Source organism: Siccibacter colletis, assembly GCF_025914095.1.
GTDB lineage: Bacteria > Pseudomonadota > Gammaproteobacteria > Enterobacterales > Enterobacteriaceae > Siccibacter > Siccibacter colletis.
Genome location: NZ_CP074352.1, coordinates 2,463,273 through 2,484,964, shown reverse-complemented (window position 1 = coordinate 2,484,964; position 21,692 = coordinate 2,463,273). Strand labels below are relative to the sequence as shown.

At 55.3% G+C, this 21,692-nt stretch carries 20 protein-coding genes and 3 tRNA genes; 16 read left to right on the top strand and 7 right to left on the bottom strand.

Going from position 1 to position 21,692, the window contains the following annotated elements; genetic code table 11:
* Positions 1-401 precede the first annotated feature (401 nt).
* From uvrY to KFZ77_RS12030, 6 genes are all read left to right on the top strand, one after another.
* Positions 402-1,058 (top strand): UvrY/SirA/GacA family response regulator transcription factor, encoded by a 657-nt coding sequence (uvrY, locus tag KFZ77_RS12055; protein ID WP_031521105.1) that lies wholly within the window; start codon positions 402-404, stop codon positions 1,056-1,058.
* Positions 1,055-2,887, top strand: coding sequence for an excinuclease ABC subunit UvrC (gene uvrC / locus KFZ77_RS12050; protein ID WP_031521106.1), 1,833 nt, complete (start codon positions 1,055-1,057; stop codon positions 2,885-2,887). The genes uvrY and uvrC overlap by 4 nt, the downstream gene beginning before the upstream one ends.
* Before the next feature lie 57 nt (positions 2,888-2,944).
* Positions 2,945-3,493 carry a CDP-diacylglycerol--glycerol-3-phosphate 3-phosphatidyltransferase gene (gene pgsA / locus KFZ77_RS12045; protein WP_031521108.1) on the top strand — a complete coding sequence of 183 codons (549 nt, stop codon included), beginning with the start codon at positions 2,945-2,947 and terminating at the stop codon, positions 3,491-3,493.
* Positions 3,494-3,643: 150 nt separating this feature from the next.
* A tRNA-Gly gene (locus KFZ77_RS12040) sits at positions 3,644-3,719 on the top strand.
* A 52-nt stretch (positions 3,720-3,771) separates the two neighbouring features.
* A tRNA-Cys gene (locus KFZ77_RS12035) sits at positions 3,772-3,845 on the top strand.
* Between the two features lie 13 nt (positions 3,846-3,858).
* Positions 3,859-3,945, top strand: a tRNA-Leu gene (locus KFZ77_RS12030).
* A 128-nt stretch (positions 3,946-4,073) separates the two neighbouring features.
* Here KFZ77_RS12030 and tyrP read toward each other — a convergent pair.
* Positions 4,074-5,285, bottom strand: coding sequence for a tyrosine transporter TyrP (gene tyrP / locus KFZ77_RS12025; protein WP_264384327.1), 1,212 nt, complete (start codon positions 5,283-5,285; stop codon positions 4,074-4,076).
* Between the two features lie 233 nt (positions 5,286-5,518).
* On the opposite strand from tyrP, the gene KFZ77_RS12020 reads away from it, so the two are divergent.
* Positions 5,519-5,860 (top strand): hypothetical protein, encoded by a 342-nt coding sequence (locus tag KFZ77_RS12020; protein ID WP_264384326.1) that lies wholly within the window; start codon positions 5,519-5,521, stop codon positions 5,858-5,860.
* Between the two features lie 18 nt (positions 5,861-5,878).
* Here the strand turns inward: KFZ77_RS12020 and ftnA are convergent, their stop codons facing one another.
* From ftnA to yecR, 3 genes are all read right to left on the bottom strand, one after another.
* The gene (gene ftnA, locus KFZ77_RS12015) at positions 5,879-6,376 is read right to left on the bottom strand and encodes a non-heme ferritin (RefSeq protein WP_031521113.1); all 498 of its coding nucleotides are present in this window, start codon (positions 6,374-6,376) and stop codon (positions 5,879-5,881) included.
* Between the two features lie 179 nt (positions 6,377-6,555).
* Positions 6,556-8,496 (bottom strand): putative bifunctional diguanylate cyclase/phosphodiesterase, encoded by a 1,941-nt coding sequence (locus tag KFZ77_RS12010; protein WP_051640500.1) that lies wholly within the window; start codon positions 8,494-8,496, stop codon positions 6,556-6,558.
* An 86-nt stretch (positions 8,497-8,582) separates the two neighbouring features.
* Positions 8,583-8,924: a YecR family lipoprotein gene (gene yecR, locus KFZ77_RS12005; RefSeq protein WP_031521116.1), complete on the bottom strand. Its 342-nt coding sequence runs from the start codon at positions 8,922-8,924 to the stop codon at positions 8,583-8,585.
* 276 nt (positions 8,925-9,200) lie between these two features.
* On the opposite strand from yecR, the gene KFZ77_RS12000 reads away from it, so the two are divergent.
* Positions 9,201-10,394, top strand: coding sequence for a methyl-accepting chemotaxis protein (locus KFZ77_RS12000; protein ID WP_264384325.1), 1,194 nt, complete (start codon positions 9,201-9,203; stop codon positions 10,392-10,394).
* A gap of 225 nt (positions 10,395-10,619) precedes the next feature.
* The gene (locus tag KFZ77_RS11995; protein WP_264384324.1) at positions 10,620-11,258 is read left to right on the top strand and encodes an RpiB/LacA/LacB family sugar-phosphate isomerase; all 639 of its coding nucleotides are present in this window, start codon (positions 10,620-10,622) and stop codon (positions 11,256-11,258) included.
* A gap of 49 nt (positions 11,259-11,307) precedes the next feature.
* On the opposite strand, the gene KFZ77_RS11990 is transcribed toward KFZ77_RS11995, so the two are convergent.
* Positions 11,308-12,738 carry an MFS transporter gene (locus KFZ77_RS11990; RefSeq protein WP_264384323.1) on the bottom strand — a complete coding sequence of 477 codons (1,431 nt, stop codon included), beginning with the start codon at positions 12,736-12,738 and terminating at the stop codon, positions 11,308-11,310.
* 200 nt (positions 12,739-12,938) lie between these two features.
* Between KFZ77_RS11990 and azuC the strand changes: the two genes are divergently transcribed.
* Positions 12,939-13,022, top strand: a complete 84-nt coding sequence (gene azuC, locus KFZ77_RS11985; protein WP_014229869.1) for a stress response protein AzuC — start codon at positions 12,939-12,941, stop codon at positions 13,020-13,022.
* 96 nt (positions 13,023-13,118) lie between these two features.
* Positions 13,119-13,367 carry a DUF2766 domain-containing protein gene (locus KFZ77_RS11980; RefSeq protein ID WP_264384322.1) on the top strand — a complete coding sequence of 83 codons (249 nt, stop codon included), beginning with the start codon at positions 13,119-13,121 and terminating at the stop codon, positions 13,365-13,367.
* Between the two features lie 41 nt (positions 13,368-13,408).
* On the opposite strand, the gene KFZ77_RS11975 is transcribed toward KFZ77_RS11980, so the two are convergent.
* Positions 13,409-14,752, bottom strand: coding sequence for an anaerobic C4-dicarboxylate transporter (locus KFZ77_RS11975; RefSeq protein WP_264384321.1), 1,344 nt, complete (start codon positions 14,750-14,752; stop codon positions 13,409-13,411).
* Positions 14,753-15,058: 306 nt separating this feature from the next.
* Here KFZ77_RS11975 and KFZ77_RS11970 point away from each other — a divergent pair, with 306 nt between their 5' ends.
* Entirely contained in the window at positions 15,059-16,210 is a 1,152-nt protein-coding gene (locus KFZ77_RS11970) for an alginate lyase family protein (RefSeq protein WP_264384320.1), read from the top strand.
* On the opposite strand, the gene KFZ77_RS11965 is transcribed toward KFZ77_RS11970, so the two are convergent.
* On the bottom strand, positions 16,207-16,710 hold the full coding sequence (locus KFZ77_RS11965) for a non-heme ferritin-like protein (protein ID WP_264384319.1): 504 nt from the start codon (positions 16,708-16,710) through the stop codon (positions 16,207-16,209). The genes KFZ77_RS11970 and KFZ77_RS11965 overlap by 4 nt on opposite strands.
* Before the next feature lie 476 nt (positions 16,711-17,186).
* Between KFZ77_RS11965 and KFZ77_RS11960 the strand changes: the two genes are divergently transcribed.
* The 4 genes from KFZ77_RS11960 (at position 17,187) to araH (ending at position 21,572) form a co-directional block, all read left to right on the top strand.
* The gene (locus KFZ77_RS11960; protein ID WP_031521130.1) at positions 17,187-17,699 is read left to right on the top strand and encodes a cupin domain-containing protein; all 513 of its coding nucleotides are present in this window, start codon (positions 17,187-17,189) and stop codon (positions 17,697-17,699) included.
* A gap of 270 nt (positions 17,700-17,969) precedes the next feature.
* Entirely contained in the window at positions 17,970-18,959 is a 990-nt protein-coding gene (gene araF / locus KFZ77_RS11955; RefSeq protein ID WP_264384318.1) for an arabinose ABC transporter substrate-binding protein AraF, read from the top strand.
* 99 nt (positions 18,960-19,058) lie between these two features.
* A complete protein-coding gene (araG, locus tag KFZ77_RS11950; RefSeq protein ID WP_031521133.1) occupies positions 19,059-20,573 on the top strand; it encodes an L-arabinose ABC transporter ATP-binding protein AraG in 1,515 nt (504 codons plus the stop codon).
* Between the two features lie 12 nt (positions 20,574-20,585).
* Positions 20,586-21,572 carry an L-arabinose ABC transporter permease AraH gene (araH, locus tag KFZ77_RS11945; protein WP_264384317.1) on the top strand — a complete coding sequence of 329 codons (987 nt, stop codon included), beginning with the start codon at positions 20,586-20,588 and terminating at the stop codon, positions 21,570-21,572.
* Positions 21,573-21,692 lie beyond the last annotated feature (120 nt).

Here is a 21,692-nt window from a genome sequence, read left to right as displayed (position 1 = left end):
ACACAGCGCGGAAAAAATCAATTAACGGGCGCACAGGTTTTAACGAAAAGACGCATTTTTTCATTGATGGCGTGAAAAGCACAGCGCAATGGCGTTTTTTATCGGCGTTGAAAAATAACGCTATCTATAAAGTTTAAAAGGCGTTAAATAGTGGTTTGCGTTAGGGTGCCTCAGGTTGAGTTGCAACCGGGCGGGGCATCAATGTTAAGTCAGAGCAATTAACGCCCGGCTTACCCTCTCTGGCTGGCTATGCTAACCGGTTGTTTCTGTTCGATGTAAAATCTGATTTCCAAAAATGAGCGCAAAAACCGGCGCTCTACATTTTAAAGTTAGCTTAAAACCCGCTAATATATGGCAAATTTAATTTCAGCCGCGTTATCCCCTTTCAGGAGATTGTTCCTTTGATCAACGTTCTTCTTGTTGATGACCATGAACTGGTGCGCGCAGGGATACGACGCATTCTTGAAGATATAAAAGGCATAAAAGTTTCCGGTGAAGCCTGCTGCGGTGAAGATGCCGTTAAATGGTGCAGAACAAACCCGGTTGACGTTGTGCTCATGGATATGAACATGCCAGGCATAGGGGGCCTTGAAGCCACCCGCAAAATTGCCCGCTCATCTTCAGACATCAAAGTCATTATGTTAACGGTTCACACGGAAAACCCTCTGCCGGCGAAAGTCATGCAGGCGGGTGCGGCTGGCTACCTGAGTAAAGGTGCCGCGCCGCAGGACGTGGTGAATGCGATTCGCTGTGTGCATTCAGGCCAGCGCTATATCGCTTCCGATATCGCTCAGCAGATGGCGTTAAGCCAGATCGAGCCAGAAAAGACCCAATCGCCGTTTGCCAGTTTGTCTGAACGCGAATTGCAGATTATGCTCATGATTACCAAAGGTCAGAAGGTCAATGAGATCTCTGAGCAGCTTAATCTGAGTCCGAAGACGGTAAACAGCTATCGCTATCGGATGTTCAGCAAACTAAACATACACGGCGATGTTGAACTGACGCACCTCGCAATTCGACATGGCCTGTGTAGTGCGGAGACGTTAACAAGTCAGTGAGTGAAGTTTTCGATTCAAAAAGGTTTCTACAAACCGTCACCAGCCAGCCTGGCGTCTACAGAATGTACGACGCCGCTGGCACGGTCATCTATGTTGGCAAGGCCAAAGATCTTAAGAAGCGCCTCGCCAGCTATTTCCGGTCCAATCTGGCCAGCCGTAAAACCGAAGCGCTGGTAGCGCTGATAGCCCAGATTGACGTTACCGTCACCCATACCGAAACCGAAGCCCTGTTGCTTGAGCATAACTACATCAAGCTCTATCAGCCGCGCTACAACGTGCTGCTGCGCGACGACAAATCCTACCCCTATATTTTCCTGAGCGGAGACGCGCACCCGCGGCTGGCTATGCATCGCGGCGCCAAACACGCGAAGGGGGAGTATTTTGGTCCGTTCCCCAACGGTTATGCGGTGCGCGAAACCCTCGCGCTGCTGCAAAAAATCTTCCCGATCCGCCAGTGTGAAAACAGCGTCTACCGTAACCGCTCGCGTCCGTGCCTGCAGTATCAGATCGGGCGCTGTCTTGGGCCGTGCGTGGAAGGGCTGGTCAGCGAAGCCGATTACGCTCAGCAGGTTGAGTACGTGCGTCTGTTCCTCGCCGGCAAGGATGACCAGGTGCTGAATCAGCTGGTGGAGCGTATGGAAAAGGCGAGCCAGAATCTGGAATTTGAAGAAGCGGGGCGCATCCGCGATCAGATTCAGGCCGTGCGGCGCGTCACGGAGAAACAGTTCGTCTCTAACACCGGCGACGATCTCGACGTTATCGGTGTGGCATTTGATGCGGGCATGGCCTGTGTCCACGTGCTGTTTATCCGCCAGGGCAAGGTGCTCGGCAGCCGCAGCTACTTCCCGAAAGTGCCGGGCGGCACAGATCTTGCCGAAGTGGTGGAAACCTTTGTCGGTCAGTTCTACCTGCAGGGCAGCCAGATGCGCACCCTGCCGGGGGAAATCCTGCTCGACTTTGCGCTCACCGACCAGACGCTGCTCGCGGAATCGCTCTCTGAACTGGCAGGGCGCCGGATTAACGTCCAGACGCGTCCGCGCGGCGACCGGGCGCGCTACCTTAAGCTGGCGCGCACTAATGCCGCCACAGCGCTGGTAACGCGCCTGTCGCAGCAGTCTACGGTTCATCAGCGCTTAGCCGCCCTGGCTCAGGAGCTGGAGTTGCCGGAAGTGAAGCGCATGGAGTGTTTCGATATCAGCCACACCATGGGTGAACAGACCGTGGCCTCCTGCGTGGTATTTGACACGAATGGGCCGGTGCGGTCGGAATATCGTCGCTATAATATTACCGGCATTACCCCCGGGGATGATTACGCCGCCATGAACCAGGTGCTGCGTCGCCGCTATGGTAAGGATATTGAGGAGAGCAAAATCCCGGACGTCATTCTTATTGATGGCGGGAAGGGACAGCTTGGCCAGGCAAAGATGGTGTTTGCCGAACTGGATGTGAGCTGGGACAAGCATCATCCGCTGTTGCTGGGGGTTGCTAAAGGCTCCGATCGTAAAGCCGGGCTGGAAACGCTGTTCTTTGAGCCAGAAGGGGAGGGCTTTAACCTGCCGCCCGATTCGCCGGCGCTGCACGTTATCCAGCATATTCGCGACGAATCCCACGATCATGCGATAACCGGGCACCGTAAAAAACGTGCGAAGGTGAAAAGCACCAGCACGCTTGAGACCATCGAAGGCATCGGCCCGAAACGGCGGCAGATGCTGCTCAAGTACATGGGGGGATTACAGCCGCTGAAAAACGCGACGGTGGAAGAAATTGCAAAAGTGCCGGGCATCTCCCACGCGCTGGCAGAAAAGATCTTCTATTCGTTGAAACATTAGGGCCTATGTAGCAACATACTGGGTAAATTTTACTGATGACAGACAGTTACCAGCACTATGCAATTTAATATCCCAACGCTGCTTACGATTTTTCGTGTAGTTATGATCCCGTTTTTTGTGCTGGCGTTCTATCTGCCATTCGTCTGGGCACCGTTTGTTTGTGCCTTCATTTTCTGCCTCGCGGCGATCACCGACTGGTTTGATGGTTACCTGGCACGTCGCTGGAACCAGAGCACCCGCTTCGGGGCGTTTCTCGATCCGGTAGCGGATAAAGTGATGGTCGCCATCGCCATGGTGCTGGTGGCGGAGCACTATCACAGCTGGTGGGTGACGCTGCCCGCCGCGACCATGATTGCCCGTGAGATCATTATCTCGGCACTGCGCGAGTGGATGGCCGAGATGGGCAAACGCAGCAGCGTCGCGGTCTCCTGGATCGGTAAGGTGAAAACCACCGCTCAGATGCTGGCGCTGATTGGCATGCTGTGGCGTCCGAATATGTGGATCGAATACGCCGGGATCGCGCTGTTCTTCGTCGCTGCGGTGCTGACGCTGTGGTCGATGATGCAATATCTCAATGCCGCGCGTGGGGATTTGCTCGATCAGTGATCACATCGTCGTAAAATTCAGCAAACGAGTGGGGATGCTGAAAAATATCGTTGACTCACTGCGCCAGGTAAGTAGAATGCAACGCATCGAACGGCAGCACAGTTTGCGGTAAGATAACAAAATCAAACAATTAGTGAAAAGTTTGATGATGCGGGAATAGCTCAGTTGGTAGAGCACGACCTTGCCAAGGTCGGGGTCGCGAGTTCGAGTCTCGTTTCCCGCTCCAGATTTTGATATCAGCCTTCAGCTGGTATCGCCTGCAAAGGCCAAAAGTTTACGGCGCGTTAACAAAGCGGTTATGTAGCGGATTGCAAATCCGCCTAGTCCGGTTCGACTCCGGAACGCGCCTCCACTTTTCTTCCCGAGCCCGGATGGTGGAATCGGTAGACACAAGGGATTTAAAATCCCTCGGCGTTCGCGCTGTGCGAGTTCAAGTCTCGCTCCGGGCACCATGGGAAATAAAGAATAATCAAAGCAATAAGCAGTGTCGTGCAAACCACCTTCGGGTGGTTTTTTATTGCCTGTCGATCGGGAAATAACGCTTTACCCTGTAAAAAAACCGGCCCTCAGGCCGGTCGATTTATCCCACTTGCTTCAGCATCCCGCTACTCATCAGCGCCTGTATCAGCACAATCCCCAGACCACAGATAAAAATCAGCGTCAGCACCGGCTTGCCGCCAGCCACGCGCCAGCGGGAATCCGGGTGGTGCTTGCGGCTCTGCCACACCAGCAGCGACGGCAGGATCAGTGCCAGCACCGCCAGCGCTACCCCCGCGTAGCCCAGCGCCATAACAAAGCCCTGCGGATAAAACAGCGCAAAGGCCAGCGGCGGCAGGAAGGTGATGGCTCCGGTCTGCAGACGTCCACTCAGATTACGCTTACGAGCAAACATATCGCTCAGGTAATCGAACAGCCCCAGCGTCACCCCCAGAAACGACGTCGCCAGCGCCACGTCGGCAAACAGATGCACCGCCAGCTCCACGTGCGGTGTCGCCACCACATCGCGCACGGCCTGCAGCAGGCCGTTCAGGCCGCTTTTCGCCGCCAGCAGACCGACAAAAGTATCGGACGGAATGGCACCGAGGGTCGCCAGTTGCCAGAAGATATAAGCAACCAGCGGGATGGCGCTGCCGGTGACAAAGATGGTGCGCAGCTTTTTCACATCGCCCTGCATATAGCTGACGATACTGGGGACGCTGCCGTGAAAGCCAAACGAGGTGAAAATCACCGGGATAGCCGACAGCACCAGTCCTTTCTCCACCGGCATGGTAATCAGGTTGGCGCTGTGAACATGCGGCATCATCAATACCAGCATAACGATCAGCAACACGATTTTGGCGCTGAACAGGATGCGGTTGAAGAAATCCACGCTGTGGGTACCAACGCAGACAATGCCGCCGCCGATGAGAGTGAACAGCAGCACGCCAGCCGCAGGGGGAATATGCAGCCCCAGCCCGCTCTCAAGGCTGGCTGACAGCAGCTCGCCGGCACCGCTGATGTAGGCCGCGGTAAGGGCATACATCAAAAACAGCATACTGAAGCCTGCCAGCCACTGCCCCGGTCTGCCCAGATAGCGACGCGACAGCGTTGCCAGCCCTGTGTCTGCCGGCTCATGCTGATACACTTCGACCAGCAGCAGAGCGGTGTAGCACATCACGGCCCACAGGCCGGTTAACAGCAGCAGCGTCATACCGAACCCGACGCCTGCTGCCGCCAGCGGCATTGCCAGCATTCCTGCGCCAATGGTGGTACCGGCGACGATGAAAACACTCCCTAACGTTCTGTTCTTCACGTATTCCTCTGTAATCAAACCACACGCTAACCATATCTGCGGCGCAGAGTAAGGCAAAAGCGCCATGCCGTCAAACAGCCATTACATAGGCGTTTCGTTATCTTTACAGATGGTTGCGCCAGGGCAAATGTCCGTGAACATTCAGGCAACCCTCTACTTCATAAGGACAATATTTTTCGGCAACAATCGGGCGTACCTTAAAAAAAATTCATAAGGAATAAAAAGAGGTTGAGATGACGAGCGAGAATCCTTTTCAGGCGTCGTGGAGTCGGAGCGGAAACCTGTTGTGTCATGGGCACTGGAACATCAGCTGGCAGGGCAGAGCGCTTGAGCTTCCTGAACCGCGCCGCGAGAAAGATATGGCGACTAACGGGATCTATTCCATCATCGATCCCGAAGACGAAACCTACCGCGACGGGCTGGAAGAGGATGAGTGGATTATTGAGAACGTTGAATGGCTAACGGATTTCTTCTGCGATAACGCCATTCCTCTGGAGACGGCGAACTACCGCTGGTTCTTTCGGGCCATTAACCCGCACGACTGGCGCTGTACCAGCTGTGCGGGCTGTATGTAAAACGGTACGTTTGCGGGATCAGTTCTGCGCGTCGAGCGTCGCCAGCTCTTTGTCGATAAAGTACAGCGCTTCGCCGCTCTTACCCACGAGGCTGAGTTTATCCAGCACCGACTTGAACAGCTTCTCTTCTTCGTGCTGCTCAGCCACATACCACTGCAGGAAATTGAAGGTCGGATAATCCTGGGAGATCATCGCGGCGTGAGCCAGTTCATTAATCTGGCGGGTGATCAGCTGCTCATGCTCGTAGGTGGCGGTAAACAGCGCATCCAGAGAAGCGTATTCGGCAAACGGCGACGCGATGGCATTGATGCGCGGCAGGCTGCCGGTGTCGGTCAGGTAATCAAACAGGCGCTGCATGTGGGTCATCTCTTCCTGCGCATGACGACGCAGGAACGCAGCGGCACCTTCAAAGCTGTGATAGCTGCACCAGGCGCTCATCTGCTGATAAAGCAGAGATGAGAATAATTCCAGGTTCATCTGTTCATTTAATTTTTCGATCATGTCCGCTTTCAGCATAATAACTCCGCAGGTAATAGTGTTGTTTCGCGACACTATAATTTGCAGTTTATTTATTTGCAAAAGGTTAAATAAAATAATTTATTATTAATAATACGAATGGGAATAACTCGTATTGCTGCGCATAATTAAAATAAGCGAATGTTATTCATTCTTATTTAATACGCAGCAGTACGACGTTACGAGGCCTGCGGGAGGGGAATGGTTTTGCCGGCCAGCCGGAAGACATCAACCATCTCCACCGGCTGGCTGAACAGGAAGCCCTGCATGTAGTGAATGCCGCAGCGCTGCAGCAGGCGCGCCTGCTCCTCGCTCTCCACGCCTTCGGCAATAATGCGGAAATTGAGCGAGTGCGACATATTCATTACCGCCTCGACAATGGCCAGTCCTTTATCCTCAATTTTCTGAATAAAGCTACGGTCAATTTTCACAAAGTCGATATTTAAATTTTGAATGACCGACAGGCTGGAATAGCCGGTACCGAAATCATCAATCGATATTTTAATTCCCTTACGCTGCAGCCAGATGATTTTTTCCGTCAGATCGCTCTGGCCAGAGTGAAACAACGATTCCGTCACCTCAATGTGCAGGCGACCGGGATTAATATGATAGGTCTCCAGCAGCCGGCTTATTTTCGCCACGAACTGCTGATCCTGGAACTGCACAATCGAAACGTTAACCGCAATTGACGTGTCATCGTTCGGAACATGCGCGAGGGTTTTACACGCCTCTTCCAGTACCCAATAGCCAATATTAACGATCTGCCCGCTGCGCTCGGCGATGGGAATAAACACTGACGGTTCGATGATCTGTGTTCCGCGCTTCCAGCGCAGTAGCGCTTCAAAACTGCGAATGGCAAAGGTTTCAGCATCAACGATCGGCTGGAAGACCAGACGCAGCTCATGGCGGGCGAGGGCATTATTCAGCGCCTCCTGCAACAGCACTTTGCTGCGCAGGTTCTCTTCCAGCTGGTGGTTATAAAACAGTACCCGCTCAGGCTGCTTGCCCTTCAGGGCATACATCGCGATGTCGGCAATCTGGATGAGACGCGTCAGGTTGGTGCTATGCTCCGGGCAGATAGCGATACCTATCGTCGCGCTCAGGGTGATCTCCTGTTCACGCAGATAGAACGGCTGGCTGAAGCTTTTCACCATCTGGGCGGCAAGATTACGCAGCGTGCCGTGGTCAACCTGCGGTGTGCAATAGATAAACTCATCTCCGCCCCAGCGGCACAACAGCGTGCCGTTATCCTGAAAGGCGGCCAGGCGATTACTGAATGCCAGCAGCACCCGATCGCCGACGTCGTGGCCGAGGGCGTCATTGATGGACTTAAAGCCGTCGAGGTCGATAAAGAACAGGCTGAAGCCGGGGATTTCACCGCGTTTATACTGATAAATCAACTCCTCGGCTTCGGTCTGAAACGCCACGCGGTTGGAGAGGCCGGTCAGGGCGTCCTTGTAGGAGATCTCATAGATTTTCTGGGTGCGCTCCCGGATGGTGTCTTCCATGCGATCCACCAGCCGCTGGTTTTTATACTTCAGCGCTATGGCCTGTTTGATGTACGTCGCCGAGCGGATGGCTGAGAAGATCATGGTCGCGGTGAAGAACAGTCCAAGAAAGCCGAGACTGCGTTTGTAGTCGAGCGGGGACTCTATCAGGATGATCGACCAGGGAAGCAGCACGATTAACGTATAGAGTGAAGCGAGAATAACATTGCCCGACAGCACATTCGCCGCACCGCCCACCATGGCAGAGAGTATGACCACCGTTGCGGTGAACTCTTCTACCGTGAAGTGGCGTTCGAACAGGCAGAAATAGCTGCTCCACAGCACCGCGGTAAGCAGGCACCCGACGGTAAAACGCAGGTAGAACCCGCGTTCGTGTTTACGCTTGTCGGAGCAGCGCTGCCAGAGCAGGGTGTCGATCAGCCGCCACACCAGCACGGTGCAGAGTGTTCCCCACCAGAGCAGTTTCCCGTCACGCTGGCCGTTATCAATAAAGGTAAACGTCAGCATGGTGGCCGCGATAAAAGTGATAATAATGCCGGGCAGCGCATTGCTATAGAGGAGCTTAATCCCCTCGCTTCGGTACAGCTGCTGTCGCTCGCGTTTTTCGCTCATGCTAGATCCACAGTAACACCCGCGTTATCAGCCCGTATCAGGCCGTTCCCTTCCGGCAGGCTGGCGAAACGCCGCCCGCCCCTGGATTAATACCAGTGTGATGCTGCCGTGGTGGTGTTGATAGCGATGCCGCGGCACTGATATTCCAGCACGACGCTTTTCGCCAGGCATTGTGTTCCGCTGACCACGCTGCAAGTGGTGATAGGGTTACCATAAGCCAGCGCGGTAGCAAAACCCCACTGCTGGCACTGGCGCGTCGCGGTTGAGTTAGCGGCGTAGCTGTCCACTTTTCCTTTCTGTAACGGCGCAAGCGTATAGCCGAGGCGCACGGTACCGGTGGTCTGATTAACATCAACCACGTCGGGAGATTTCGTAATAGTGCAACCGCTCAGCATAACCAGCATCGCGGGGGCCAGATATTTCAACATGATAAAACTCGCAGCATTCTCAGGTCTTAGCATCATGCCAGAGTGGTTGACAACCAATCGGCGGAATAACAAAGGATTTTGTGCGTTTCAACACCCCTGAAAAATCAAGAATTAAGTAACACTAAAATAGATTGCGGATTCTATTAAGTTTTACTTAAACCTGCCGAAAATATCTGTGTGGCACATTCTTTTGCGGGAATAGGCCTGCAAAGGAAGAAGGGAGACGGTGCAGAACACAGAGTGCAGGGAGGCAAAGTAGACACCAGGAAACCATCTATGAATTTTATCCGCAATATCAAGATCCGCATCATGGTGGTGCTGATCCTTATCCTGTCCACGCTCGCCTGGCTTGGCGTCTCAGGAGTGACGCTCGGATTTCTGTATCACCTTGAGCAGTCTGTGGCACTGACCGAACAGCAAAAACACTGGGTGGATATTGCCCAGACGCTGCTGGTGGTCTCGGCCTTTGCCAGCATCGGTATCACCATCCTGACCGAACGCTATCTCTGGTTTTGTCTGGTCAAACCGGTGGATGTGATCCGCAGGCATATGCAGGTGCTGGCGAAAGGGGATCTGGAAAAACAGCTGCCGGATCTCGGACGTAACTGTGTCGGGCTTATCGTGCCGCACATTCAGGAGATGCAGGCTAACTGGGCGCGGGCCGTCGCCGGCATCCGTACCAGTGCCGTGGCGCTGCACCATAACGCCGGCGAACTGGCAGGGGTGAACAACGATCTCTCCAGCCGTGCCGGACAGCAGGCCGCCGCGCTGGAAGAGACCAGCGCCAGCATGGAGCAGCTTGGTGGCGCGGTACAACGCAACGCCGAAAACACCACGCATGCCAGCTCGCTGGCGCGTAACGCAACGCAGATTGCTGAAGCAGGCGGACAATCAGTACACCGGGTTATGGAGACCATGGACACCATCTCCAGCAGCTCGCAGCGCATTGTGGATATCACAACGACGATTAACAGCATCGCCTTCCAGACCAACATTCTGGCACTGAATGCAGCCGTAGAGGCGGCAAGGGCGGGTGAACAAGGACGAGGATTTGCCGTGGTAGCAAGCGAAGTTCGTAGTCTGGCAAGCCGCAGCGCGCAGGCGGCAAAAGAGATCGAGGCGCTGTTGGGCGAATCGGTAACCAATGTGCAGACCGGTTCAGAGCAGGTTAAAAAAGCAGGCGAAGCAATGGACAACATTCTTCGCGCTATTGGCCAGGTGAACGACATTATGGAAAGAATTGCCAATGCAACAGGTGAACAAAGTGATGGCATCAATCAGGTGGGGGTGGCAGTGAGAGAACTGGACACGGTGACTCAGGCGAACGTTCAGCTGGTGCAAAAATCAGTCATTTCGGCTGAAGATTTAGCGCGTCAGGCGAACCGGCTGACCGAGATCGTCTCGGTCTTCCGCGCGGCGGAAGTGCTGGCCCCGGCTTTTGAAGCGGCGCTGACCTCACCACGCGGCTGATAATTCGCAGCGCGGCGCATCGTCGCACTGACAAAATCCTGCTCTGCCTGGTGCACAGCAGGATTTTTTTTGCCTGCATAGCGCAGCGACAAAACTGTGAGCACATCTTAACTTTTTAAAACTGCTTTTTACTAAATTTGAAAGAACGTTTGCTAAGTAGTAAGGTTTAGCCACAGTACGTTATCCACCCCGGGGAAACCCGCACGCTATGTCGGAGAGTAACAGATGAAAATTGCACTGATGATGGAAAACAGCCAGGCGGCTAAAAACGCCATCATTTTCAACGAGCTGAAATCAGTTGCCGATGAAAAAGAGTTCCCGGTGTTCAACGTCGGGATGAAAGACGAACAGGACCATCACCTGACCTATATCCATCTGGGCATCATGGCGAGCATTCTGCTGAACTCGCGTGCGGTTGATTTCGTGGTAGCTGGCTGTGGCACTGGTCAGGGCGCGCTGATGTCTCTTAACATTCATCCGGGCGTAAACTGCGGCTACTGCATCGATCCGGCGGACGCCTTCCTGTTTGCCCAGATCAACAACGGTAACGCGCTGGCGCTGCCGTTTGCCAAAGGTTTCGGCTGGGGCGCTGAGCTGAACGTGCGCTTTATCTTCGAAAAAGCCTTCACCGGCCGTAAAGGCGAAGGCTATCCGCCGGAGCGTAAAGAGCCGCAGGTGCGTAACGCCGGTATCCTCAACCAGGTGAAAGCGGCGGTAGTGAAAGACAACTATCTTGATACGCTGCGCGCCATCGACCCGGAGCTGGTGAAAACCGCCGTGTCCGGCGAGCGCTTCCAGCAGTGCTTCTTTGAAAACAACCAGGACAAAGAGATCGAAGCCTTCGTGCGCGAAATCCTTGCCTGAGTAAACGCAGCATTATTAAAGGCCAGCAGCGATGCTGGCCTTTTGCATTTCAGCCCGCCGCTTTGCGCGACACGCTCTGCCCGGCATCGCGCGTCAGGCGCAGTGTATCCAGCAGCCCCACCAGACTCACCGCCGCAATAAACAGAAACGCAATGCGAAAGCTGATGCCGGGCATATTTTCCAGCCCCAGCCCCAGCCCGTCGCCGATCGCTTCTCCAAGCCGGATGCCGGCAGTCCCCAACGTAATCCCAAGCCCAATCGCCAGCTGTGTTGCGGTGCTGAACAGCGTGTTGGCATAGCTCATCTGGGCGGCGGGCACGTCGGCAAACGCCAGCGTGCTGATGCCGGTAAACTGCACCGAGCGAAATACGCCGCCCAGACCGAGCACCAGCAGTACCAGCCAGACCGGCGTCTGTGGCGTCAGCCAGGCGCAGGCCGCGAGCGCCACGACATTAAGAATTCCGTTGCCAATGAGCAGGCGCTTAAAACCCAGATGGCGGATCAGCGGCGTCGTAGCAGGTTTGATAACTAAATTGCCGACGAATACCGCCAGCACCAGCAGGCCGGAATGAAAGGCATCCATGCCGAACCCCACCTGAAACAGCAGCGGCAGCAGGAAGGGCACGGCGCTGATAGAGCAGCGGAACAGCGAGCCGCCGTACATGGTTACCGCGAACGTGGGGATGCGCATGGCATCGAGGCGGATCATCGGGGCGGCTGCCCGCCGGAAGTGGCGCAGGGCAAAGAGAAAAGCCGCGACGCTCAACGCCAGCAGGCCGATGAACAGCGGCAGGCTGAATCCCGGTGCGCCCGGTAGCTCCATCGCCCAGACGAGGCTTACCATCGCCAGCGCGGTGGCAAGAAAACCCGGCAGGTCAAAGCGGCGGCGCGACGCATCGCGCACCTCGGGAATAATGCGCCACGCCAGCAGCATGGCAATCAGGCCAAACGGCAGGTTAATAAAGAAGATCCAGCGCCAGTCAGCGTAGCTGGTAATGAACCCGCCCAGCGGCGGACCGATTATTGGCGCAATCAACGCCGGCCAGGTCAGGGTCGCAATCGCGGTGATGAGATGTTCTTTCGGCGTGGTGCGCAGCACAGCCAGGCGACCCACCGGCACCATCAACGCCCCGCCCGCACCCTGCAGAACACGCATCGCCACAAAGGTTTCAAGATTGGGTGCCAGCCCGCACAGTACCGAGGCGAGGGTAAAAATCGCCAGCGCAGTGGTGAACACCTGACGCGCGCCAAAGCGGTCGGCAATCCAGCCGCTGGCGGGGATCAGCACCGCCAGCGTCATCAGATAGGCACTGATACCGATATTCAGATCGACCGCATCCACCCCAAAGCTTTTCGCCATGTCGGGCAGGGCGGTGGCAATGACCGTGCCGTCGAGAAACTCCATAAAAAACGCGCCGGCCACCAGCAACGCGGCGGGTGAAAGGCCGCGTCGTGCCGTTTCGGTATCCTGTTCAGCCATAAAAGAAACGCCATTTTAAAAAAGTTTTAAGAAAGTATAGCGCGCTAACTTACGGATTCGTAAGACATTTATTTAACATTTGCCCGCTATTTTTTAACCAATTTATGTGACGCGTATCACATAACTGTTGATTTTTGTGATGGAGGTCATATTATAAGCGCATCGCAAAACATCATCTGCACACATACACTGGAGTTATCATGAAACTGCGCAAAATCCTGAAAAGCATGTTTGAAAACTACTGCAAAACTTTCAAAGATGTGCCGCCAGGCGCGATGTTCTGATAAAAAAACCTGCTGCGGCAGGTTTTTTTATGGCTGCAATTTGTTGCGGCTTCGGCCCTCGGGTACTATTGCCGCTCGCAATATAAGGAGAAGAGTATGTCCCAGGTTTTGAGCGCCGATGAAGAGCTGGTATCTGACGTTGTCGCCTGTCAGTTAGTGATTAAACAGATCCTCGATGTCATCGACGTGATCGCACCGGTCGAAGTGCGTGAGAAGATGGCCAATCAGCTGGAGGCTATCGACTTCTCCTCCAGCCCGGCGGCCGATCCGGTTACCGTGCGCGCGGTGCAAAAAGCGGTAGCGCTGATTGAGCTGAAGTTCACCCCGCAGAACGAAGCCCACTGATCGGCTTTCCCCTCGCCCCGTTGCGGCGCGAGGGGAGGCAGTCAGAATAATATCTGCACCAGCAGGTAACTCACCACGCAGGCGCTACTCACGCCAATCAGCCCCGGTATGATGAAGCTGTGGTTGAGAATAAACCTGCCGATGCGCGTGGTGCCCGAGCGATCAAAACCGATGCAGGCCAGATCGCTGGGATAGGTCGGCAGGATAAAATAGCCGTACGATGCGGGAAAGAAAGCCAGCAGCATCTTCGGTTCTACCCCGAGCAGTAAACCCATCGGCGCGACCGCCGTGAGTGCCGCCGCCTGGCTGTTCACCAGCTTGGACACCAGAAACAGCACCAGCGCATAGGTCCAGGGATGAGTTCTTACCACCCCCTGCAGCGCCATTTTCAGCTCATCAAGGTGAGCCTGAAAGAAGGTATCGCTCATCCACGCCACGCCAAATACCGAAAAAATCGCCACCATCCCGGCCTTAAACACCGCGCTGTCAGAGATGGCTGCCGGTTTTACTTTGCAACTCATCAGAATTAGCGCCCCGGCAATCAGCATCAGCATCTGAATCACCAGGTTCATCGACAGCGGTTTAAGCGCCCCTTTGATCTCAAATGCCGGACGCAATGCCGGAACGGAACCGAGCAGCACCACTACCAGAATCGCGGCAAAGAAGATCCAGGTGGACCACCAGGCCTCACGTGGAAATCGTTGGCTCAGTAGGGTATCGGTACTGCCGTACACGTATTCCCGCTGCTGCGGATCGGCAATTTTTGCCTGGAACACGGCATCATCAGCTAACTCCTTGCCGCGCCTCAGGCTCCACAGCGCGGCGATGAGCACCCCGGTCAGCGAGGCCGGCACCGACACTGCCAGAATCTGTAATATCCCCCACGCCTGGCCGACACCGTGCCCGGCGGCCAGGATCGACACCAGCGAGACCACCGCTACCGAAACCGGGGAAGCAGTGATCGCCATCTGGGAAGCAATGGACGATACCGCCATCGGCCGCTCGGGACGTATGCCTTTTTTCAGGGCGATGTCCGCGATAATGGGAAACATGGTGTAGACCACATGACCGGTCCCGCACAGGAAGGTGAGCGTCCAGGTGGTAAAGGGTGCCAGCAGGGTGATGTGCTGAGGATGACGACGCAGCAGGCGCTCGGCGAACTGCATCATTACGTTTAATCCGCCTGCGGACTGGAGCGTGGCGGCGCAGCCGATGACCGCCAGGATGGTCAGCATCACGTCAACCGGAGGTTTGCCCGGCTCCAGGCCGAAGATAAAGCTAAGAATAAAAAGGCCAATACCGCTGATGAGCCCCAGTCCCATACCACCGAAGCGCGTTCCCAGCAGCAGACAGAGAATAATGACGATAAATTCAATGACGATCATGACAATCCCTTAATGAAAAGAAGGTTATTGCGGGCATCATGACAAATTTTCTCAGCCTGCTTTGCGAGCGGGATCGGGTTTATAAAATGCTGTAAAAGCAATCACTTAATAACTTAATTTTAACATTTTCTGATAACCACCTTCCACAGCCCGACCGACAGTCGTCGCGACCCAGTGCATCCGCCACGCATTTCCGTGACCGCGCCGCGATTTTTAACCCGCGCTGCTTTCACCCCTGTTTACACTTCGTAACAATAAGCCCCTCTTATCATTGATGGTGTGAATGATGCTGTACCGGAGCGGTTTATGATGCTGTACACGCTGGACAGTTCCTGCCTGGAGCGCGCCCGACGCGCCCTGAGCCGTGGGAGTCACCCGTTAAGCGCGGCGCTGGAACAACTGCGGGTGGATGCCGATCGCATCTGTCGTACGCCGCCGGAAAGCGTAGTGATGAAACTGGCCGCTGCCCCCGGCGTGGATGCACACGATTACTACAGTCTCGCCCCCGATGCCTGGCCTTCCTTATTACGGGGCGACAAACCCTGCTGGCAGCGGCGCGAGGGCATGCTCAATCCTGACGCCGAAAGCGACGCGTTTGATGCCGCACGTCTCACCCGCATGGCGAACCGCTGCCTGACGCTGGGCGCTGCCTGGTATTTTACCCGCCAGCGCGTTTACGCTCAGGCTGCCGCAGAACAGATCCGCTGCTGGTTTATCGACCGGGAAACCCGGATGCGTCCTCACCTTAACTTCGGCCATGCCGTTCCAGGGGAGCTGGTTGGACAGGGGAGCGGGTTGAGCGAGACGCAGCCGCTGTGGATGGTGCTGGATACGCTGGGGCTGATTGCCAACTCCGGGGTGCTGGATGACGAGGATGTCGGCGCGTTGCGCCAGTGGTTCGCGGCCTTCAGCCACTGGATGTTTCATACCGACATCGGCTTTGAGGGTTACGCGTGGCACGACTGGCGCGGCACGGCGCATGATGCGCAGCGCGTCGCTTTTTTGCTGTTTTGTCACGATTTCCCGCTGGCGCGGCGGGTGATCCAGCATGGTCTGACCCTGCGGCTGGCGGGCCAGTTCGATCGCGACGGGCGTCAGGCCGCCGCGCTGGACGGCGATCACCCTTTCCGCGCTGCGCTGCATAATCTTGATGCCCATCTGCGGCTTAATCGCTATGCCGAACCGCTGGATATCGACCGCTGGCAGTCGGTAACTCACGCAGGGCGGCTGCGGGCCGGGCTGGATTATCTGCTGCCGTTTGTGCTTGAACCGGAACTGTGGCCGTGGCGCGACGGTGTCGATCGTGATGATGAAACGCTGCTGCGGGTGCTGCTGCAGGCAGTGCGGGGATACGGGACGGGAGCGGAGCGGTATTGCGATGCGCTGGCGGCGCTGCCGCCGACGCAGACTGCCCGCCGGGAATGGTTACTCTGGTATCCCGGCGAGCGTGGACGTTAGTGCAGATTAGGGGTGAAGATTGGCAGCAGTGATTTGTCGGTCTGTTCCATGCCCAGACCGGCTTCATTCGCTTTGCGCACTTCTTCAAGCAGCGTGTTAACCAGCAATCCCTCTTCCTGCTGCATCTCTTCCAGCTCGCGCAGGAAGGTCAGGGTTTCAAGATCGTCAGCGTTTTCTGCTTCATGTGCCAGGCGGGACAGGGTTGTCAGACGCAGCTGACAATCCTGCAGCGTCTGGATGTAGATCTCTTCCAGCGAGGTGCAGGCGCTGTTTGGCGTTTCGCTCATGCGTACCACCGGCATGGCGCCGGCATGCTTCATGAAATCAAAGACGCGCATCATCTGCGTCACGTTGCCCTGCGCCTGATGGCGTAAAAACAGGGCGCTACTGTTAAAGCGGTGCGCTGCGCACCACTCGCTCAGCTGAAGGTAAAGGTTAGAAGAGTAAAACTCGCGATTTATCTGAGCGTTAAGCTTTTGTGCCACACCAGCGACTCTCATCGTAATTTCCTTATTTTGCATGCCAGGAGACAGGCGCACATTTCCGGTGCATCAGACCAGGCAATAAGTCGGATGCACATTTCGCGCCATAAAAGGGTGATAAAATAAAGTGTAGATACTCTTCATTAAAAACACGCAGCAGAAATTAAAATATTTTTCTGCGCGCTCAATTAATCATACGTGGGGAAAATTACCTTGAGAATAATCTTAATAAAAGAGCGAGAGTGCAACGCTTTGTCATTAAAAGTAGGTAAATTCTTAAGGTTAAGTTTTGTAATATACTGATATATATGCTTATTTATCCGAATGGATGACTGGATATGAAAATTTTTATTTATAAAGATATATCCTCATATTAACGGCGTAATAAACAGAAAATATATTCTTTAGCGCTTCGCTTGTTAATATTTTAGCAGCAGTTAATTAATAAAGCCTCTGGCTAAAACTATACTTTAATTTTTAACTCGGGAGGCCTGATGACGATATCATGCGCAACGCACCTTTTATCTGAACCCTGCGGCGGGGTGCCCAATAATGCACTGCCTCTGATGCTGTATCCCGGTATTGCCGCCGCGGCAACCGGTGATATCGCTGACTGGTTTGAGCAGCGTTTCGACACTAACGGCTGGCCGCCGCGCTGGCGTTATCCGGTATTTACCTATACCCACTTTCACTCTAACACCCATGAAGTGCTGGGGATCTATCAGGGCTCGGCAGAGATCCAGTTTGGTGGCGAAGCGGGGCCGGTGATCGCCGTCAGCAAAGGCGATGCCGTGTTGATCCCGGCAGGCGTGGGCCACAAGCAGATTACCGCCAGCAAAGATTTCATGGCGGTCGGGGCTTACCCGGCGGGATTTTCGCCGGACAAATGTCTCGACCAGCCGGAAAAACTGACGGAAACGCAGCGTAACGTGGCTGAGGTACCGCGTCCTGGGAGCGATCCGCTGTTTGGTGAGGAGGGTGGTATCAACAGCTACTGGACGCCATGAGTGAGAATATGGAGATAATGGCTGACGCCAGTTTTAATCATCATACATATATAGTCTGATTTATGCCTTAATCCGCTGAATTTATGTACACATTTACTGTAATTCAGCGGTGTGATGTTGCTCTCCTATGGATTTTTAATTTCCCGCTACAACTATCTCCAGCAACGGCGCCGCCACCCTGTGCGGCGCTAATGCCTTGTTTTCGGTCCGATTAATCATTCGCAGTGCGTTTTTACCCTGCACAAAAGCAAGCACAAGCTGGAGCATACCATGCACAAATTCACTAAAGCGCTGGCAGCCATAGGTCTGGCTGCGGTTATGTCACAATCCGCTATCGCGGAAACCATGAAACTCGGTTTTCTGGTGAAGCAGCCAGAAGAACCCTGGTTCCAGACCGAATGGAAATTCGCTGATAAAGCCGGAAAAGATCTGGGCTTCGAAGTGATAAAAATTGCCGTGCCTGACGGTGAAAAAACCCTGAACGCCATCGACAGCCTGGCAGCCAGCGGCGTGAAAGGCTTTGTTATCTGTACGCCCGACCCGAAACTTGGCTCCGCCATTGTCGCAAAAGCCCGCGGATACGACATGAAAGTGATCGCCGTGGACGACCAGTTTGTCACGGCAAAAGGCAAACCGATGGAAACCGTGCCGCTGGTGATGATGGCCGCCACCAAAATTGGCGAGCGCCAGGGGCAGGAACTCTATAAAGAGATGCAGAAGCGCGGCTGGGATGTAAAAGAGACCGCCGTGATGGCAATTACCGCTGATGAACTCGATACCGCCCGTCGCCGCACCTCCGGCTCAATGGACGCGCTGAAGGCCGCTGGCTTCCCCGAAAAACAGATCTATAAAGTTCCCACCAAATCTAATGACATCCCCGGTGCCTTTGATGCCGCTAACTCCATGCTGGTTCAGCACCCGGAAGTGAAGCACTGGCTGGTGGTCGGCATGAACGACAACACCGTGCTCGGCGGCGTGCGCGCGACGGAAGGGCAGGGCTTCAAAGCCGCTGACGTCATCGGGATCGGCATTAACGGCGTGGATGCGGTCAGCGAACTGTCGAAAGGCCAGGCGACCGGCTTCTACGGCTCGCTGCTGCCAAGCCCGGACGTGCATGGCTACAAGTCCAGCGAAATGCTGTTTAACTGGGTGACCAAAGACGTTGAACCGCCAAAATTCACCGAAGTGACCGATGTGGTGCTCATCACCCGCGATAACTTCAAAGAGGAACTGGCGAAGAAAGGCCTCGGCGGCAAGTAACGCGCCGGTGATCCGCCCCTTTGCGGAGGGGCTGTTGCGGCGCCACGCGCCGCTTTGCTTTCTGACAACACCACTCCTTTACTGGATGCGGGAGACGTTATGCAACAACCCACACCCTGGCTCTCCTTTCGCGGCATCGGGAAAACCTTCCCCGGTGTAAAAGCGCTTTCGGATATCAGCTTCGACTGTCACGCCGGGCAGGTCCATGCCCTGATGGGCGAAAACGGTGCCGGTAAATCCACGCTGCTGAAAATTCTCAGCGGCAATTATGCCCCCAGTACCGGCACTATCGCCATTCGCGGCGAGGAGGTGAGCTTCAGTGACACCACCGCTGCGCTGGATGCCGGCGTCGCCATTATCTATCAGGAGCTGCATCTGGTGCCTGAAATGAGCGTCGCGGAAAACATCTATCTCGGCCAGCTACCGCACAAAGCAGGGCTGGTTAACCGCTCGCTGCTCAACTATGAAGCCGGTTTGCAGCTTAAACACCTCGGGCTGGATATCGATCCCGAAACCCCGCTCAAGTATCTCTCCATCGGCCAGTGGCAGATGGTGGAAATTGCCAAAGCGCTGGCGCGCAATGCCAAAATCATTGCCTTTGACGAACCCACCAGCTCACTGTCGGCACGGGAAATTGACAACCTGTTCCGCGTGATCCGCGAGCTGCGCAAAGAGGGACGCGTCATTCTGTATGTCTCCCATCGCATGGAGGAGATCTTTGCCCTCAGCGATGCCATCACCGTGTTTAAAGACGGGCGCTACGTGCGCACCTTTGATGACATGGCGCAGGTGAACCACGATGCGCTGGTGCAGGCGATGGTAGGGCGCGATCTGGGCGACGTGTACGGCTGGCAGCCGCGGGAGCACGGCGCGGAGCGGCTGCGGCTGGAGAACGTGAAAGCCAAAGGCGTGCGCTGCCCGGTGAGCCTGTCTGTGCGACAGGGCGAAATCGTCGGGCTGTTTGGCCTGGTCGGAGCAGGGCGTAGCGAGCTGATGAAAGGCCTGTTCGGCGGCACGCGCATCAGCGACGGGCAGGTGTTCATCGACGGTGAGCCGGTCAATATTCGGCAGCCCGGTGATGCCATTCGCGCCGGGATGATGCTCTGTCCGGAGGATCGCAAAGCCGACGGCATCATCCCGGTGCATTCGGTGCAGGACAACATCAATATCAGCGCCCGACGCAAGCACATCAGCATCGGCTGTCTGATCAACCGCGCCTGGGAAACCAGCAATGCCGATCGTCATATCCGCTCGCTCAACATCAAAACCCCGAATGCGGAACAGCTGATCATGAACCTCTCCGGCGGCAACCAGCAGAAGGCCATTCTGGGCCGCTGGCTGTCTGAAGAGATGAAGGTGATCCTGCTTGATGAGCCGACGCGCGGTATTGATGTCGGGGCTAAACACGAAATTTATAACGTTATCTATGCGCTGGCGGCGCAGGGTGTGGCCGTGCTGTTTGCCTCAAGCGATTTGCCGGAAGTGCTCGGCGTCGCCGACCGCATCCTGGTGATGCGCGAAGGCGAGATCGCCGGGGAGTTACTGCACGAGGAGGCCAGCGAACAGCAGGCGCTCTCACTTGCTATGCCTAAAGTCAGCCAGGCTGTCGCTTAATCAGGAGAGGTTATGTCTTCACTCACTACATCCGGCGCACCGAAGTCGAAGTCGCCGTTTACCTTTGGCCGTATCTGGGATCAGTACGGCATGCTGGTGGTGTTCGCGGTGCTGTTTCTCGCCTGCGCGATTTTTGTCCCTAACTTCGCCACCTTCGTCAATATGAAAGGCCTCGGGCTTGCAATCTCGATGTCGGGGATGGTGGCCTGCGGCATGCTGTTCTGCCTCGCCTCGGGGGATTTCGATCTGTCGGTGGCCTCGGTGATTGCCTGTGCCGGGGTAACGGCGGCGGTGGCCATCAACCTGACGGAAAGCCTGTGGCTGGGCGTGTTTGCCGGGCTGATGCTTGGGGTACTGAGCGGTCTGGTCAACGGCTTTGTCATCGCAAAGCTGAAAATCAATGCCCTGATCACTACCCTGGCGACGATGCAGATCGTGCGCGGTCTGGCCTACATCATCTCCGACGGTAAAGCTGTGGGCATTGAAGATGAGCGCTTCTTCACCCTCGGCTACGCTAACTGGCTGGGGCTGCCGGCACCCATCTGGCTCACCGTCGGCTGCCTGATCATCTTTGGTTTCCTGTTAAATAAAACCACCTTCGGACGCAACACGTTGGCGATTGGTGGCAACGAAGAGGCGGCGCGGCTGGCGGGGGTGCCGGTGGTACGCACCAAAATCATCATCTTCGTGCTCTCAGGCCTGGTGTCCGCTGCCGCAGGGATTATCCTCGCGTCGCGCATGACCAGCGGACAGCCGATGACTTCCATCGGCTATGAACTGATCGTCATCTCGGCCTGCGTGCTGGGTGGGGTTTCTCTGAAAGGGGGCATCGGTAAAATCTCTTATGTCGTGGCCGGGATCCTGATTCTGGGTACGGTTGAGAATGCCATGAACCTGCTGAATATCTCTCCGTTCTCGCAATACGTAGTGCGCGGTTTGATTCTGCTCGCAGCAGTAATATTTGACCGCTACAAGCAGAAAGCGAAGCGTACCGTTTAATTTTTTTCTGCGTTATCTATTCGCTCCGGTTATGGGTCAGGCCTCCGCGCCTGGCCTCTTTTTTTACGCTATTTTTATATTTTTCCCGCTACTGTCATGGCTCGCGGCACAGATAATTCT

Coding starts and splice junctions, on each gene's coding strand:
- pgsA (WP_031521108.1), top strand. CDS start 2,945: ATGCAATTTAATATCCCAACGCTGCTTACGATTTTTCGTGTAGTTATG.
- KFZ77_RS12020 (WP_264384326.1), top strand. CDS start 5,519: ATGACGAGCGAGAATCCTTTTCAGGCGTCGTGGAGTCGGAGCGGAAAC.
- ftnA (WP_031521113.1), bottom strand. CDS start 6,376: ATGCTGAAAGCGGACATGATCGAAAAATTAAATGAACAGATGAACCTG.
- KFZ77_RS12010 (WP_051640500.1), bottom strand. CDS start 8,496: ATGAGCGAAAAACGCGAGCGACAGCAGCTGTACCGAAGCGAGGGGATT.
- yecR (WP_031521116.1), bottom strand. CDS start 8,924: ATGTTGAAATATCTGGCCCCCGCGATGCTGGTTATGCTGAGCGGTTGC.
- KFZ77_RS12000 (WP_264384325.1), top strand. CDS start 9,201: ATGAATTTTATCCGCAATATCAAGATCCGCATCATGGTGGTGCTGATC.
- KFZ77_RS11995 (WP_264384324.1), top strand. CDS start 10,620: ATGAAAATTGCACTGATGATGGAAAACAGCCAGGCGGCTAAAAACGCC.
- KFZ77_RS11990 (WP_264384323.1), bottom strand. CDS start 12,738: ATGGCTGAACAGGATACCGAAACGGCACGACGCGGCCTTTCACCCGCC.
- azuC (WP_014229869.1), top strand. CDS start 12,939: ATGAAACTGCGCAAAATCCTGAAAAGCATGTTTGAAAACTACTGCAAA.
- KFZ77_RS11980 (WP_264384322.1), top strand. CDS start 13,119: ATGTCCCAGGTTTTGAGCGCCGATGAAGAGCTGGTATCTGACGTTGTC.
- KFZ77_RS11975 (WP_264384321.1), bottom strand. CDS start 14,752: ATGATCGTCATTGAATTTATCGTCATTATTCTCTGTCTGCTGCTGGGA.
- KFZ77_RS11970 (WP_264384320.1), top strand. CDS start 15,059: ATGATGCTGTACACGCTGGACAGTTCCTGCCTGGAGCGCGCCCGACGC.
- KFZ77_RS11965 (WP_264384319.1), bottom strand. CDS start 16,710: ATGAGAGTCGCTGGTGTGGCACAAAAGCTTAACGCTCAGATAAATCGC.
- KFZ77_RS11960 (WP_031521130.1), top strand. CDS start 17,187: ATGACGATATCATGCGCAACGCACCTTTTATCTGAACCCTGCGGCGGG.
- araF (WP_264384318.1), top strand. CDS start 17,970: ATGCACAAATTCACTAAAGCGCTGGCAGCCATAGGTCTGGCTGCGGTT.
- araG (WP_031521133.1), top strand. CDS start 19,059: ATGCAACAACCCACACCCTGGCTCTCCTTTCGCGGCATCGGGAAAACC.
- araH (WP_264384317.1), top strand. CDS start 20,586: ATGTCTTCACTCACTACATCCGGCGCACCGAAGTCGAAGTCGCCGTTT.